The sequence below is a fragment of the Megamonas funiformis genome (genome assembly GCF_010669225.1).
GTDB classification, from domain to species: domain Bacteria; phylum Bacillota; class Negativicutes; order Selenomonadales; family Selenomonadaceae; genus Megamonas; species Megamonas funiformis.
Window position 1 is genome coordinate 1,400,090 of record NZ_CP048627.1, and the last position, 14,134, is coordinate 1,414,223.

Genomic DNA, 14,134 nt, shown 5'->3' on the forward strand with positions numbered 1-14,134 from the left:
CATGAGTTTTTATTTTGCTTTATTCTTTATTAGCTATACCTAATTTACCAAAAACATAAAACGATAAGCTGAGAATCATGCCACAGACAACAGCAAGGCCCATACCTTTTAATTGTACAGGACCAATATTTACAGCAGCTCCACTAAGACCACTTATCATAGTTACGGCAGTAAGTATCATATTTTTCGTACTAGTATAATCAACTTTTTTCTCTATAAGCATACGTATACCAGAACAAGCGATAACACCAAATAACAATACAGAAATACCGCCCATTACTGGTACTGGAATAGCATGAATAATCGCAGCAATTTTACCAATAAAAGAGAAAAGAATAGCAAAAATAGCAGCTCCACCGATTACCCATACACTATAAACACGAGTAATAGCCATAACGCCCATATTTTCGCCATAAGTAGTATTAGGAGTTGAGCCTACAAAACCAGATAAAACATTAGAAACACCATCAGCAAATAAAGAACGATTAAGTCCTGGATTTTTAATTAAATCTCTATCAACAATACTACTTGTAACAACAACATGCCCAATATGTTCAGCAAAAACTACAAACAATGCAGGCATAATAATCATGATAGCGTGAATATTAAAAGTTGGTTCATAGAAAGTTGGTACTTGTACCCAACTAGCGGCTTCTACACCAGACCAATCTACAATACCTAAACAAAAAGCCATAATATATCCTGCAATTACACCAATTAATACAGGAATTACACTTAAAAATCCTCTACCAATTACAGAAGCCAAAATTGCCACAGCTAATGTAAATACAGAAGTAATCATTGCAAGCTCATTTGGAATGCCTTGAGATTGCATTGTATCACTGATAAAACCAGACATATCCAAAGCAAGTGGTGCAAGCTCAAGACCAATTACTGCTACTACCGCACCCATTGCAGCTGGTGGCAAAATAATATCAATCCAAGCTGTACCTAATTTACCCACAACAAAAGATAAAATAATAAAAGATAAACCAAATGCTATAAATCCACCTTGAGCATCGCCATAACTAAGTCCACTAGTAGCAAGCACTGCTAAAACTGGAGAAATAAATGCAAAACTAGAACCTAAATAAGCAGGTAATTTCCCTTTACAAATGATTAAATACAAAATTGTACCTATACCATTCATAAATAAAGCTGTTGCTGGATTTACATGAATTGACGTACTCCCCATAGCTAAAGCTAGGGGATTCTGGGATACTGACGAACCTTGCTATCAAAAGACAGTCTTACGAGTTCTCTCCACAATGGACAACGCCCTGCCCATATTTATTTATTACTTGCGGGAGAAAAAAATTCTTTCTCCTTCTTTCTTTATATTTATAGCGGCGTTTAAATCCCTATCATGATGTTTACCGCATTTTGGACAAGTCCATTCTCTTATTCTCAATTCTTTGAGTTCTTTGTTTTGATAGCCACAATTACTGCATAGCTGACTTGACGGAAAGAAATTTCCTACTTCAACAACGTTGGAACCTGCCTTTTGTGTTTCATACTTCAACTTGTTTACAAAATCGGCAAAACCTAAATCGGATATCTTTCTGCCGAAACGTTTCTGCATGGCTTTTAAATTCAAATTTTCGATAGAGATTAAGGCATATTTACCAGTGAGATACTGTGCCGTTTTCCAATGAAAATCACGGCGCATATTCGTTACTTTTTTATGCAGTCTTGCCAAATTCAGTCTTGCTTTTTGGCGATTGTTAGAAGCTTTTTGTTTACGGGATAAATTGCGGTTAGCTTTAACAATTAATTTTGCATTCTGCTTGAAAAACAGCGGAGAGATGATATTTTTCCGTTCTGAACCTGTGAGAAATATCTTTAACCCGAAGTCAAAACCGACGCTTTCACCTGTTCTTGTTAAGACTTCATTTTCATTTGTTTCACAGGAAAAATACAAATAAATATCGCCTAAAGCATCGCGCTTTATGGTTACGGTCTTTACTTTTCCGTCAATATCCCGCGATTTAAAATAGCGATATTTCTGATTGGCAATTCTAATAACATTTCCACCCAATAATTTCCAACCGGACGTTTTCAAAGTATATGATTTATATTTACGTATCTTTTTAAACGACGGAGGAGCTGAACGGACATTATGCTTCTGATTTCTGAAAAACAACTTATAGGCACGGTCTATGCGTTCAGTTATATTTTGTACTGATTGTGAACCTATTTCTTTAAGATAGCTGAATTTTGCCCGTTTTTTCAGTTTAGTTAAGTGTTTCTGCAGAACAAATTTGTGCAATGATTTTTTAAATAAACGATAGTACCGTTTGTGAATTGCAATGCAGTGATTATAAATGAGACCTGCCGCATTAATCTGCCTATGAAGTTTTTTATTTCGTTTAGAGTTATATAGCTTAAAGCAATAGGTTTTCATTTATCTCACCGCCTTTATTGTTATTCGTAGTTATATGATAGCATATGAATATACAAAATAAAATGGTCCGACTTCAATTGCTTACGCAAATTCGTCGGACGTGCCTTATATCCCCAGTGCTAAAGCACGGGGCTTTACGGCACATTTGGTAAAAAAGGAACTAACACTGTAGAACCAAACATAGCAAACAAATGTTGTAAACTAAGTGGAATTCCTTGCAACAAAGGCACTTTTTCTTCTACGTCATAAAACTTTTTCATTTTGTCCTCGCTTTCATAAATAAATAAAAAATTCCTTAGTTATTTTATCATAAGAAATCATATCTATCTATTTAAAAATAAAAATATTTATTAAAAACCAAAAGATTATTGCATATTTACCGCTTTTAATTTATATTTATATAGGCAAAAAATAAAAACATTATTTTTTCCTATATATTTTATTATGAATAGGAGATTTTTTATGACTAAAGAAGAATTTATGCTTATTGCAACTCAAGAAGCTGATAGTAATTTAACAACTAATGAAGGTGGCCCTTTCGGTGCAGTTATTGTAAAAGATGGCAAAATCGTAGGTCGTGGTCATAATCGTGTACTTATAAAACATGATCCAACTTGTCATGCCGAAGTTGAAGCTATTCGTGATGCTTGTCAAAACTTAGGTACTCATGATTTAACAGGTTGTGAACTCTATACATCTTGCTATCCATGTCCAATGTGCCTTTCTGCTACTATTTGGGCAAACATTAAAAAAGTTTATTATGGAAACACAGCTAAAGATGCTGATAAAATTGGTTTTAGAGATGATTTCATCTACAACTATATTGAAGGAAAATGCCAAGATATCTCCGTTTTAGATTTAGAACAATTTGGTAGAGATATCACTATAAAATCCTTTGATAACTTTGCACAAAAAACAGACAAAACAATCTACTAAAAACAAAGAGGATAAGTTTTATACTTATCCTCTTTTTATTATTTTTATTATCATCAAATAGACAATTATTTAATTATATTATTCTTCTACTTTTTGGTTAAACAAAGCCGCTGCAAAGTCATTAGCTACAAATGGTCGTAAATCGTCCATACCTTCACCTACGCCAATCCATTTTACTGGCATACTAAGTTCAGATTTTAAGCCAATTACTACACCACCCTTAGCAGTACCATCTAATTTAGTCAATACCAATCCAGAAATAGGAGCTGATTTTGTGAACAATTCAGCTTGGCTAATTGCATTTTGTCCTGTTGTAGCATCTAATACTAATAATGTTTCATGTGGAGCTTCTGCTATTTCACGTTTAATAACTCTTTGAATTTTATTTAATTCTGTCATTAAATTAGCTTTATTATGCAAACGTCCTGCTGTATCAATGATGAGTATATCCACTTTTCTTGCGATAGCAGCTTTCACAGCATCAAATACTACTGCTGCTGGATCTGAACCTTCTTCATGTTTAATCACAGGAACATTTACTCTTTGACCCCAAATTTCTAATTGGTCAATAGCCGCTGCACGGAAAGTATCTGCTGCTGCAAACATGACATTTTTGCCTTGTTCTTTATAATATCTACCTAATTTACCAATAGTTGTAGTTTTACCTACACCATTTACACCGATTACTAAAATTACTGTAGGCCCAGATTTAGCAATGTTTGTTTCATCAGAACCTTCATTTAACATTTCTGTAATACGTTTAATCAAGAATGGTTTTAAATCTTCTGGAGAGTTAATCTGTTTTTTCTTAATACCAGCACGAACATCGTCCATTAATTGTAAAGAAGTTTTTACCCCTACATCAGCTTGAATTAAAGCATCTTCTAATTCATCTAATAAATCATCATCAATATCAGCATAACCAATAATTACTTTTTCAATTTTCTCTGTTAGAGATTTACGTGTTTTTGTAAGACCTTCTTTTAATTTACTAAAAAATCCCATCTTTTAACCTCTTTCCTCAAAATCTTCTAAACGAACAGATATCAACTTAGATACACCAGCATCTTCAATAGTTACACCATACATAACATCAGCAGACTCCATTGTTCCCTTACGATGTGTTACTAAAATAAATTGAGTGCGTTTGGCATAATCTTTTAAAAACTTCGCGAAACGTTTGACATTTGCTTCATCTAATGGAGCATCAATTTCATCTAATACACTAAATGGTGCAGGATTATAAGTGAAAAATGCAAACAGTAATGCTATAACTGTAAGCGTTCTTTCCCCACCTGATAATACAGCTAGACTCTGTGGTTTTTTATCTGGTGGTTCTACTTCAATTTCAATACCTGAACTTAAGATATCTTCTTTATTTGTTAAAATTAATTTTGCATTGCCACCACCAAACAAACGTTTAAAAATATCATTAAAATATACTTTTATTTTATCAAAAGCCAAGCTAAATTGTGTAGACATTGTTTTATCTATCTGCTCAATGATTTTTGTTAAATCTTCTTTAGCCTTGACTAAATCCTCAATTTGTTTACTCATAAAGCTATAACGCTCATTTAATGTTTCATATTCGTTGATAGCATTTGGATTTACAGGACCAATATCTTTTAATTCTTTATCTAATTTTTTTAATTTAGATTTCAGCTCATTTTCATCAAGTTCTAAACGATGATTTAAAGCTTCTTGTGGAGTCAATTCATATTCTTCTTGCATACTTTGCAAGCACTGCTTAATTTCAGTTTCCAATTTAGCTACACTTACTTCACATTTATGAATTTTATCCTTGATAACGCCTACTTTACTTGCAATTTTAGCACGTTCTTCGTCCATATCAGACAATTCACTTCGCATACCTAATTGTCTTTTATATAAAGTATTGTATTCTTCTTTACCATCAGTTTTTAACTTTTCCAAATTAGCTACAGATTCTTCTAATTGTTTTAATTCAGCTAAACTATCATCAATGACTTTTTGTAATTCAGCCATTTCTTTATCACTATCAGCTAAAAATGCCTTAAATCTTTCTGCCTGTCCTGTCAACAAATTCAATTTATCATTATAACGAATGACTTCTTGTCTTGCCTCTGTACAGCTAATTTGTTTTTGCATTACCTTTTGTTGACGAATTTTTAAATCATGTTTCAATACTTCAATCTCATTGTAAATATCTTCATAAAGATTTTGTTTTTCATCAACTTGAGCTTCCATTTGAGTAATTTTAGCTGTTTGTTTTTCAATATCTGCTTCAATAGCCGTTTTTTTCACGATTAAAGCAGATATGCGATTATCTATAGCTTTTAAGATATCTTCTTGATTTACAAACCAATTTTCTAATTGTTTAAATTCTACTTTTTTCTGTGCTAATAATAAAGATAACTCTTGCCAATCTTTTTGCAAACGATTGATATTTTCTGCCAAAGCCACGCGTTTTGCTTCATCATCTTCATATTTATTTTTCGCATCACGTAATACTTTACGTTCACTAGCTAGATAATCTTTTAATTCTAATAACTCACCTTTACGGTGTAAATAACCTGCTTCCTTGCTTTGGCTACTACCACCAGCAATAGCACCACCAGGCTGCAATAATTCACCTTCTAAAGTTACGATACGCAAACGATAATCATATAACTTAGCCAACTTTAAAGCATTATCCACATCATCAACTACTAAAATTCTACCTAATAAAGATTGAGTTATCACTTTATATTCTTCATCAATATTTACAAGTTCATCTGCATAAGCGATAAAACCATGTTTACCTGGTTCAATTTCAGTGCGTTTATTTTTATGTGGCTGAACAGTAGTCAATGGCATAAAAGTTACACGACCAAATTTATTTTCTTTCAAATAATTAATTGCTGATTTTGCAGTATCTGTATCTTTAGTAACTACATTTTGCATAGCAGAACCAAGAGCTACTTCAATAGCTGTAATAAAAGGATCTTCTACCTTTATCAATTCAGCTACAACACCACAAATACCCTTTTGCCATGATTTATCCGCTTTTAAAACTCTTTTTACAGCTTTGCCAAAGCCTTCATATGATGCTTGCATTTCTTGGAAAAATTTTACTTTTTCCTCTGCCATACGCACATTTTGGCGAGTTTCATTGATAAATTCTGTAGCTTCTTTGCAAACTTTTATAAGTTCATCTAAATTACTTTGTTGAGAATTAATACTTTCTTGTTTAGCCTGTACCTTTTTATTGATATTATCAATCTCTACCTGTAATAATTCCTTAGCTGTATTTTTTTCTATTTTTTCATTAATTGCATTTTTATGCGCACTATGTTGATTTTCAATATTTACATCTATATCAGACATATCTCGCTTTAACAATAGTAATACCTTATTTTGTTCTTCTATCTGCTTGCGCTTTTCATTATCTTGCTCTTGCTTTAATTTAATTTCTTCTTCTTTCGCTTTAATATCATTTTCTACTTTTTGTACACTTGAATTTTCTTCTTGCAGGGCAAGTTCCAATTTATCTGCAGTATTATTAGCAATCTGAGCTTTTCTTTTTAGTTCTTCTCCATCAGCTAAAGATATTTTTAATTCTTCTTTTGTCTGATTTTGTCTTTCCTCTAAACGCTGTTGAGACTGACAACTCTGTCGTATACGCTCTTGTAATAAAGTGGCTTGATTGCGACTGCGTTCTATTTCTTCATGGATTTTTTGATTATTTTCACCAAGCAATTTTATTTTCTGTTCTAATTTATTTATCTCACTTTTTTTAGCGATTTTTTCACTTTCAGAAACAGAAACTGTGGCCTCTAATGAAGCTCTTTCTTGTTCATAACCTTTTATCTCTAAATCCAGTTTATTATTTTCAGCTGAAAGATTTTCATATTTATACAAAATCTGCGTGAGTCTACAATCTTTATATTCTTTATCAATGACATTATATCGTCTAGTTTTATCAGCTTGTTCTTTTAAAGGTTCTAACTGTTTTTCAATCTCACTTACAATATCATTTAAACGTACAACATTTGCCTGTGTATTATCTAATTTTCGTACAGCTTCGCGTTTTCGTTCACGATATTTAGTAATTCCCGCACATTCTTCAAAGAAATATCTTCGCTCTTCTGGCTTTGTATTTAAAACTTCATCTACTTTATTCTGACTAATAACACTTATAGAATTTTTACCCAATCCTGTGTCGGCAAATAAATTATAAATATCCTTTAAACGACATTTTGTTTTATTGATTAAAAATTCACTTTCACCGGAACGAAATATGCGTCTTGTAATCATTACTTCCTGAAAATCTATAGGCAATTTACCATCACTATTATCAAAAGTAACGGAAACTTCCGCTGCACCAAGAGGTCTTCTTGTGGAGCTACCTGTGAAAATAATATCTTCTGCCTTATTTCCACGCAAATTGCGCACATTTTGTTCCCCTAAAACCCAACGAATGGCATCTGTAATATTACTCTTACCACTCCCATTAGGCCCTACAATTGCTGTTATGCCCTCATCAAATTCTACTTCTAATTTATCTGCAAATGATTTAAATCCATACGCTTCTAATCGCTTTAACAGCAAAGTTTTCACCGTCCATTGTTGTTTCTATTTCATAAACTACTATCTATCTATTGTTATTTGAACTGTTACATCAGCACCAGGTAAAACTTTATCTTTTAATTCATCAGGGAAAGAAATTTTTGCTGCTGTAACTAAATTTTTATTTTCTTCATCTTCACTATCTTGATGTGTTACCTCTAAGACAGTACCTGTTAAATCCATATCATCAACAGAATAATGCACAAATTGACCTTGATGTACTTTAGCATATTGTTCTTCTGTAAGTGGTGCTTCTACCCATAAATTTTTAGTATTACCCACATTGATGAATACATCGCCTCGTTTTAATTCATTACCTTGTTTAAAATCAGTTAAATATATAATACCACTAACTGGAGCTGTAATATCGGCAAAATTATCATCAGATTGAGCTTGGTCTAAAGCTGCTTTTGCTTGATTTAATTGAATTTGAGCTGTAGCTAATGCTTCTGATAATTCTTTAGATGGAGCAGAAGAAACACTTGCTTGTTGTTCTACAACTTGTGGTGTACTTGCTGCCGCTAAAGCACTTTGTGCTGCTGCATATTCTGATTGTGCTTCCGCATATTGTGTCGCACTTACAGCACCTATAGAATATAATTTATCCATCTTCTGTTTATTTGCTGCGGCTGCATCTAATCTAGCTTGAGCTGCTGCTACATTTCCTGTCGAAGAACTTGTAACTACTGGCTGACTTACTACCATAGAGGCTTTTACTTGTTGCTCTAAAGTATCATAATTTACTTTTGCTTCGTCATATGCCTTTTGCAAAGCTTCAATTTGTTCAGGTGTTACAACTACTTTCATTTTAGCAATAACTTGACCTGCTTCTACCTTATCACCATCATTTACTAAAAGCTCTGTCAATGTTCCATCATTTTGAGCTATAACCATAACTTTAGAACTTGTGAGTTTTGCATCATTAATATTAATAATTCCTTGTCCCTGGTTCCATTTATATACACCAAAAATAGCTACAACAGCTATAAGTAGAATTATAGGAACACTATAAATTATAAATGGTTTTATTTTTTTTGTAATATCTTTTTCCATAATAGTACCTCCCATCTTCAGCAATAAAAAAATCCTTTCTCATTCAACATATATCTAAATAAATGAGAAAGGCTGTATATATTCTTACAGCTAGTATTAAAAATACCACAAAAAGATAATTTATACAACAAAATAGCCCATTTCTAATGAAATTATAACAAAATAATAATATTTATTTTTCTCTTAAATCAAACTAGTTAAATACTTTTTAACGTCCTCAATAGAATAACAAATTGCATCTGGATTTTTAGCTTTTACGGCTTCTTCTTCTATTCTTGTTCCGTACAATACAGAAGCTATTTTTACACCAACTTGTCTAGCTGCATCAATATCAGTTGGTGCATCACCAATATAAATCACTTCATCTGCTGATAATTTATATTCATCGATAACTTCTTGCATCATTTGTGGTTTTATACCACCTTTTATGGAGCCAGTTTTTATTTTATCAAAAAGATTTTCCATTTGATACTGCTTCAAAGATATTTCACAAGTTTTTGCACCTTTACCTGTAGCCAAAATTACAATGAGATTTTTACTTTTCAAATATTTTATTAAATCCACAACACCTGCAAATGGTTTTGGTGTTATTTCTCTATGTAATCTTGCATAAGCATCATATAATCGTTTGCAAGCTTCTTCATAGTCTTTTTCATCTACAAATTTTAAAATGCTACCTTCTTCTATAGGTCCAAATGTATCTGCTATTTCATCATCAGATAATTCTCTATCTATAAAAGGACTTACTGCTTCTCTGATTGACTCAATAACTAATTTTAAAGTGTCTCCTATTGTACCATCAAAATCAAAAATAACTGCTTTTAACATAAATTCGCTGTTTCCAGCATTCACCTCTTTATTCATATTTATATTTATTATCTATCAAATACATAACAAAATCAATTTATTATGTTTAAATATATTAATAAATAAAAAAGTGGTAGATTTTTTCTACCACTTTTTATTGCATATCTTCTATTATCTTTTTTCAAAAGTACCAAATACAATAGGTTTACCATTTTCTACCATATGAGTGCCTCTTGCCCACACATGTTGTAATTGTAAATCTTTATCTAATACTAAAATATCTGCATCACTGTTATTAGCTAAGCAACCTTTTCTTGGATATAATTTAGTAAATTTAGCAATATTGCTTGTAATAATTTTTATAGCATCTGTAATCGCAATATTTTCTTTTTGCATCATATCTCTAAATTCATTTAAAATAGAAATCTGGCTTGCTACACCAACACCAATATTATTTCCAGCTTCATCAAAAATTGGCATACTACCATTACCATCAGAACTCATAGTGATATTTTCAATATTAACACCAGCTTCTAATGCTTGTTTTACAGCTTCACTGGATTTTACAGAATGGCTAGAACCGGACTCTGGGCTAACACTAGAAGTTACGTCCATAATACCGCCTTGTTTTGCCCATTCAATAGCTTCTTTAAATAAGCGTTTATTGCGGTTTACATGAGTTGGAATAATTTGTGTTTTAGGAATTTCACCATTTTTAGTGATTTCATAAAGCATTTTTAAACCATCTTCGCCATCGCCTAAATGCATATTAACTACACCAGCTTTACCGCTAAGCATACCGCCAACACGAGCTTCTGCTGTAATTTGCTGATAAGCTTCTTTTGGAGATTGAGAAGAACGATGATCGCACATAGCAATTTCACCAGTACCAATTACTTTATCAATCAAAATAATATCATTGCGTACACTACCTGTAATTGTTGGTGTTGGAATTTCATAAGAACCAGAATAAATATATGCTGTAATGCCTTCATCTTCAAGACCACGAGCTTTGGCAAGTAAGCTAGCTACATGACGAGTTACACCATCTGTACCTAAAAGACCAAGTACTGTAGTTACACCAGAAGTTGTGATATCTGTTAATTGGATTTCAGGTGTTCTAGTAGCATAACCACCTTCACCGCCACCACCGATTAAATGTACATGAGAGTCAATAAAACCTGGTACTACATAATTACCTTCACAATCAACTACTTCGCAATCATATATTGCTGGTAAAGAAAGACCTTCACCTATCATAGCGATTTTTTCGCCAGCTACTAAAATATCTTTAACTCCTAAATCTTCTGGAGCAATTACATGTGCATTTTTTAATAATGTGAAAAATGTTTTTTTAGTATTCATATAATCAACCTTCTTTTATTGTAAAAATAACATAATAAAATGCATTGCCCAAATAGATAATAATGCATTAATTACACAAATTAAAATAATTGCAGGATAATGTTTAGTACTTACACCAGCAATACCTAAACAACGACCCACATTTTGTACAGGATTACCCATCAAATAAATAGCAGGTAAAAGCACTGTTACTTGCATAGCATCTAAAGAACCAGCAGTATATAAGCTCATTGCTACACCTACACCGCCACCCATACTCATTAAAGCAGTAATTAAAACTGTTGCTGCCTCACCAGGAAGACCCCAAAGCCCCATTACTGGCTGGAATACAACGCCAATTAATTGTAAAAGACCTGTAACATCTAAAATACGAATAATTACAAATGCCATCATTACATTTGGTAACAAACTAGTAGTACCAATAGTAAAACCCTTTCTAGCACCATCAATGAATAAATCCAAAATTGTTTTTTTCTGAATAACTTCTACTTTATTGTCGCTCATTTATCTTACCTCACTTATTGTCCAATAAATTTAAAATATAAACGCATTAAATTTGCACCCACAATTTTAAATACAAAAATTACAAGTAAAGGTACGATAATTGGTGCAAGTAAAATACTAAAAGCAGCAGCACCAGAAGAAAAGTAATTTGTTACAAAAGCACTACCACTTGTTTGATAAGTGATGATAACAGAGCGTTCTTTATCTGTTAATTTTCCTTCATCAACTAATTCTTTAACCATACCAGCAGCAGCATCTGTACTTTGCATATTAGCAATATTTGCAAGTGCAGAAACACCTGGTACACCAAGTAAAGGTTTTAATAATGGGTTCATTAATTTTTGAGCAGCCTTCAATCCACCCAAACCATCAATGACATTTACAATCCCTAAAGCTAAAATAACAGCAGGAATAAGTTCTAAAGCAAATAAAAAGCCATCTTTAGCACCGCTACCGCCAGCACCTCTAAAGCTCATAGCTTTATCAGTTGGTATCTGTCCAAAACTACCATTCAATACATTGAAATCTAAAGCACGTAAAACTCCATCAGACGAAGAAAAGATCCCTGAAAATAATAAAATTGCCAACACAAAAACTACATAACCATACCATGGCACAGAGATTTTTACATCATTATTTTTCTGTTTATCCATTTGTATCTCTCCCTAATAAAATATTTCACTATTTTATTATATGCAATTTTCGTGCCAACAATTTAATAGATACAACAATCTAATATAAAAGTACTTTTGTGTTTTATTATAAAAACTTAATGGGAATTTTATAAAACTTAAAATATAAAATTCCCATTAAAATCATTTTAAGGATAATCCTAATTTATAAAATTTTATACCTGAAACCTCAAACTCTCGATTAATTCTTCGTTTATCACCTGTATAACTATCAGCTTTTACTATAACATAATTATTAGACTTACAAACAAAATCGCCATCAAATTCTGGTAAATGTATTTCTGGCATGTGTATACTTGTATATTTTTCTGCTAATTTAGAAATACATTCTTCTCTTAGTAATTGCATTAAGTTATTCCATTTAGGATTATATAAAATATAGCCTAAACGTATTCCCGCACCACAAAACTTAGAATATGAACCAATTACAAAAACATTTTCAGGTATTTCTCTATTACTATCTCTCAATATTTTAGCTGAATAAGTTTCATCAACAATAGTATATTTAGCATATTCATTTCTATCTTGAAGTACTTCATGCTCAAAAACATTATTATATTTATCAGTAACATAAAACAAAGAATTTTCTTGTGGTAATTTTAAAGGATAATCCCCTAAAACAAATTTTTCATTTTTAAACTCATAATCTACTAGAAAAATTCGCTTTTCTTCAGGTGTTTCCTCAGGTCGAGGATATAACAAACCATTAGCCAGTACTTCTACCAAACCCCATGAAGGATTTTCAATATAAGCATATTTAGGTCGAAGTGCTTCAAAAATAATTCTCACTGCATTTTCACAGCCATTAGTTAAGATAAAACTATCCCTTGATAAATTATATGTCTGTGCAAAATTTTTATATGCCTCAAACATATCTGGATATGTTCTTGCTTCTGTATCAGCTAAAGCTTCGCAAGTAACAGGTTCATCTTTTATTGACCATGGTTTTTGTCTATCTTCTTTAAAATAATCTCTGCGTTTAAACATAATAATTATCCTATCTAATTATAGTTTTACAGATTTAAATTCATTTACAAAATCAACAATATAATCAAGCAAAGCTACTTTCATATCTTCGCCCCATTGTTTATTTGCACTATAAGAATCACTTCCGCCATAGCCACCGCTATTTACCACTTTATCTACACTGCGAATTACTTTTATAGTTGCGCCTTTAAAATCAACTGCATTTAAATGTATATTTTTTAATTTATCCGATAAATGATTTACCTTTGTTTCCATTAAATCATCTTTATTTATTAAATTTTCATCAATAGCCATAATCATGGAAACTTCTTGTCCATCACCATGACCACCTTTCCATTCAGGATTGAGCATTGGAGCAAGTGACCACCAATCAATTTGAGCACAAAGACAACCTTTTTTATTCGCTTCTAATGCTACTTTATCCAAAGCAGGAGTATTACCACCATGACCATTTAAAAATACAAATTTCTTCACGCCATGACGACTTAAACCATCTACAATACCTTTAATAACAGCATATAAGCCATCAAAACCAATATCAATAGTTCCCGAAAATTCCACATGATGTGTAGCTATACCAAAAGGAACTGTAGGCACAATCAAAACTTCTGTGCGTTTTTCTATCTGTTTAGCAAAATAATCAGGAATTAAAAAATCTGTTCCCAAAGGACCTACAGGGCCATGTTGTTCTGTACTTCCAATAGGAATAATTGCTACTAAATCATCTTTTGCGAAAGCTCTTTTTGCTTGTTGCCAATTTAAATGTGCTAAATACATAATTAATACCTTCTTTATTCAT

13 protein-coding genes are annotated in these 14,134 nt (G+C 32.0%); 1 reads left to right on the forward strand and 12 read right to left on the reverse strand.

Annotated elements, in window-relative coordinates; all coding sequences use genetic code 11:
• Positions 1-19 precede the first annotated feature (19 nt).
• From uraA to GXM21_RS13125, 3 genes are all read right to left on the reverse strand, one after another.
• Complete coding sequence (gene uraA, locus GXM21_RS07110) at positions 20-1,195, reverse strand: uracil permease (protein WP_008537712.1); 1,176 nt, start codon at positions 1,193-1,195, stop codon at positions 20-22.
• A gap of 102 nt (positions 1,196-1,297) precedes the next feature.
• A complete protein-coding gene (locus tag GXM21_RS07115; RefSeq protein ID WP_008537710.1) occupies positions 1,298-2,404 on the reverse strand; it encodes an RNA-guided endonuclease InsQ/TnpB family protein in 1,107 nt (368 codons plus the stop codon).
• Between the two features lie 134 nt (positions 2,405-2,538).
• The gene (locus GXM21_RS13125) at positions 2,539-2,664 is read right to left on the reverse strand and encodes a uracil permease (protein WP_008537709.1); all 126 of its coding nucleotides are present in this window, start codon (positions 2,662-2,664) and stop codon (positions 2,539-2,541) included.
• Between the two features lie 202 nt (positions 2,665-2,866).
• On the opposite strand from GXM21_RS13125, the gene GXM21_RS07125 reads away from it, so the two are divergent.
• On the forward strand, positions 2,867-3,340 hold the full coding sequence (locus tag GXM21_RS07125) for a nucleoside deaminase (RefSeq protein WP_008537708.1): 474 nt from the start codon (positions 2,867-2,869) through the stop codon (positions 3,338-3,340).
• A gap of 78 nt (positions 3,341-3,418) precedes the next feature.
• On the opposite strand, the gene ftsY is transcribed toward GXM21_RS07125, so the two are convergent.
• From ftsY to GXM21_RS07170, 9 genes are all read right to left on the reverse strand, one after another.
• Entirely contained in the window at positions 3,419-4,345 is a 927-nt protein-coding gene (gene ftsY / locus GXM21_RS07130) for a signal recognition particle-docking protein FtsY (RefSeq protein WP_008537707.1), read from the reverse strand.
• A 3-nt stretch (positions 4,346-4,348) separates the two neighbouring features.
• The gene (smc, locus tag GXM21_RS07135) at positions 4,349-7,909 is read right to left on the reverse strand and encodes a chromosome segregation protein SMC (RefSeq protein ID WP_008537706.1); all 3,561 of its coding nucleotides are present in this window, start codon (positions 7,907-7,909) and stop codon (positions 4,349-4,351) included.
• Positions 7,910-7,948: 39 nt separating this feature from the next.
• Positions 7,949-8,980 (reverse strand): HlyD family secretion protein, encoded by a 1,032-nt coding sequence (locus tag GXM21_RS07140; protein ID WP_008537704.1) that lies wholly within the window; start codon positions 8,978-8,980, stop codon positions 7,949-7,951.
• 183 nt (positions 8,981-9,163) lie between these two features.
• Complete coding sequence (locus tag GXM21_RS07145; RefSeq protein WP_008537703.1) at positions 9,164-9,808, reverse strand: HAD family hydrolase; 645 nt, start codon at positions 9,806-9,808, stop codon at positions 9,164-9,166.
• 150 nt (positions 9,809-9,958) lie between these two features.
• Positions 9,959-11,152 (reverse strand): beta-aspartyl-peptidase, encoded by a 1,194-nt coding sequence (gene iadA, locus GXM21_RS07150; RefSeq protein WP_008537702.1) that lies wholly within the window; start codon positions 11,150-11,152, stop codon positions 9,959-9,961.
• 15 nt (positions 11,153-11,167) lie between these two features.
• Positions 11,168-11,656, reverse strand: a complete 489-nt coding sequence (locus GXM21_RS07155) for a YjiG family protein (protein WP_008537701.1) — start codon at positions 11,654-11,656, stop codon at positions 11,168-11,170.
• A gap of 14 nt (positions 11,657-11,670) precedes the next feature.
• Positions 11,671-12,309, reverse strand: coding sequence for a nucleoside recognition domain-containing protein (locus GXM21_RS07160; protein WP_008537700.1), 639 nt, complete (start codon positions 12,307-12,309; stop codon positions 11,671-11,673).
• A 162-nt stretch (positions 12,310-12,471) separates the two neighbouring features.
• Positions 12,472-13,335 carry a PLP-dependent aminotransferase family protein gene (locus GXM21_RS07165; RefSeq protein WP_008537699.1) on the reverse strand — a complete coding sequence of 288 codons (864 nt, stop codon included), beginning with the start codon at positions 13,333-13,335 and terminating at the stop codon, positions 12,472-12,474.
• Positions 13,336-13,353: 18 nt separating this feature from the next.
• Positions 13,354-14,112 (reverse strand): creatininase family protein, encoded by a 759-nt coding sequence (locus GXM21_RS07170; protein WP_008537698.1) that lies wholly within the window; start codon positions 14,110-14,112, stop codon positions 13,354-13,356.
• Positions 14,113-14,134: the final 22 nt, after the last annotated feature.

What these genes read in the sequence shown, in the direction of transcription:
- GXM21_RS07145 (WP_008537703.1), bottom strand. Translation starts at nt 9,808, where the DNA reads ATGTTAAAAGCAGTTATTTTTGATTTTGATGGTACAATAGGAGACACT.
- GXM21_RS07125 (WP_008537708.1), top strand. Translation starts at nt 2,867, where the DNA reads ATGACTAAAGAAGAATTTATGCTTATTGCAACTCAAGAAGCTGATAGT.
- uraA (WP_008537712.1), bottom strand. Translation starts at nt 1,195, where the DNA reads ATGGGGAGTACGTCAATTCATGTAAATCCAGCAACAGCTTTATTTATG.
- ftsY (WP_008537707.1), bottom strand. Translation starts at nt 4,345, where the DNA reads ATGGGATTTTTTAGTAAATTAAAAGAAGGTCTTACAAAAACACGTAAA.
- GXM21_RS13125 (WP_008537709.1), bottom strand. Translation starts at nt 2,664, where the DNA reads ATGAAAAAGTTTTATGACGTAGAAGAAAAAGTGCCTTTGTTGCAAGGA.
- iadA (WP_008537702.1), bottom strand. Translation starts at nt 11,152, where the DNA reads ATGAATACTAAAAAAACATTTTTCACATTATTAAAAAATGCACATGTA.
- GXM21_RS07170 (WP_008537698.1), bottom strand. Translation starts at nt 14,112, where the DNA reads ATGTATTTAGCACATTTAAATTGGCAACAAGCAAAAAGAGCTTTCGCA.
- GXM21_RS07115 (WP_008537710.1), bottom strand. Translation starts at nt 2,404, where the DNA reads ATGAAAACCTATTGCTTTAAGCTATATAACTCTAAACGAAATAAAAAA.
- GXM21_RS07165 (WP_008537699.1), bottom strand. Translation starts at nt 13,335, where the DNA reads ATGTTTAAACGCAGAGATTATTTTAAAGAAGATAGACAAAAACCATGG.
- GXM21_RS07140 (WP_008537704.1), bottom strand. Translation starts at nt 8,980, where the DNA reads ATGGAAAAAGATATTACAAAAAAAATAAAACCATTTATAATTTATAGT.
- GXM21_RS07160 (WP_008537700.1), bottom strand. Translation starts at nt 12,309, where the DNA reads ATGGATAAACAGAAAAATAATGATGTAAAAATCTCTGTGCCATGGTAT.
- GXM21_RS07155 (WP_008537701.1), bottom strand. Translation starts at nt 11,656, where the DNA reads ATGAGCGACAATAAAGTAGAAGTTATTCAGAAAAAAACAATTTTGGAT.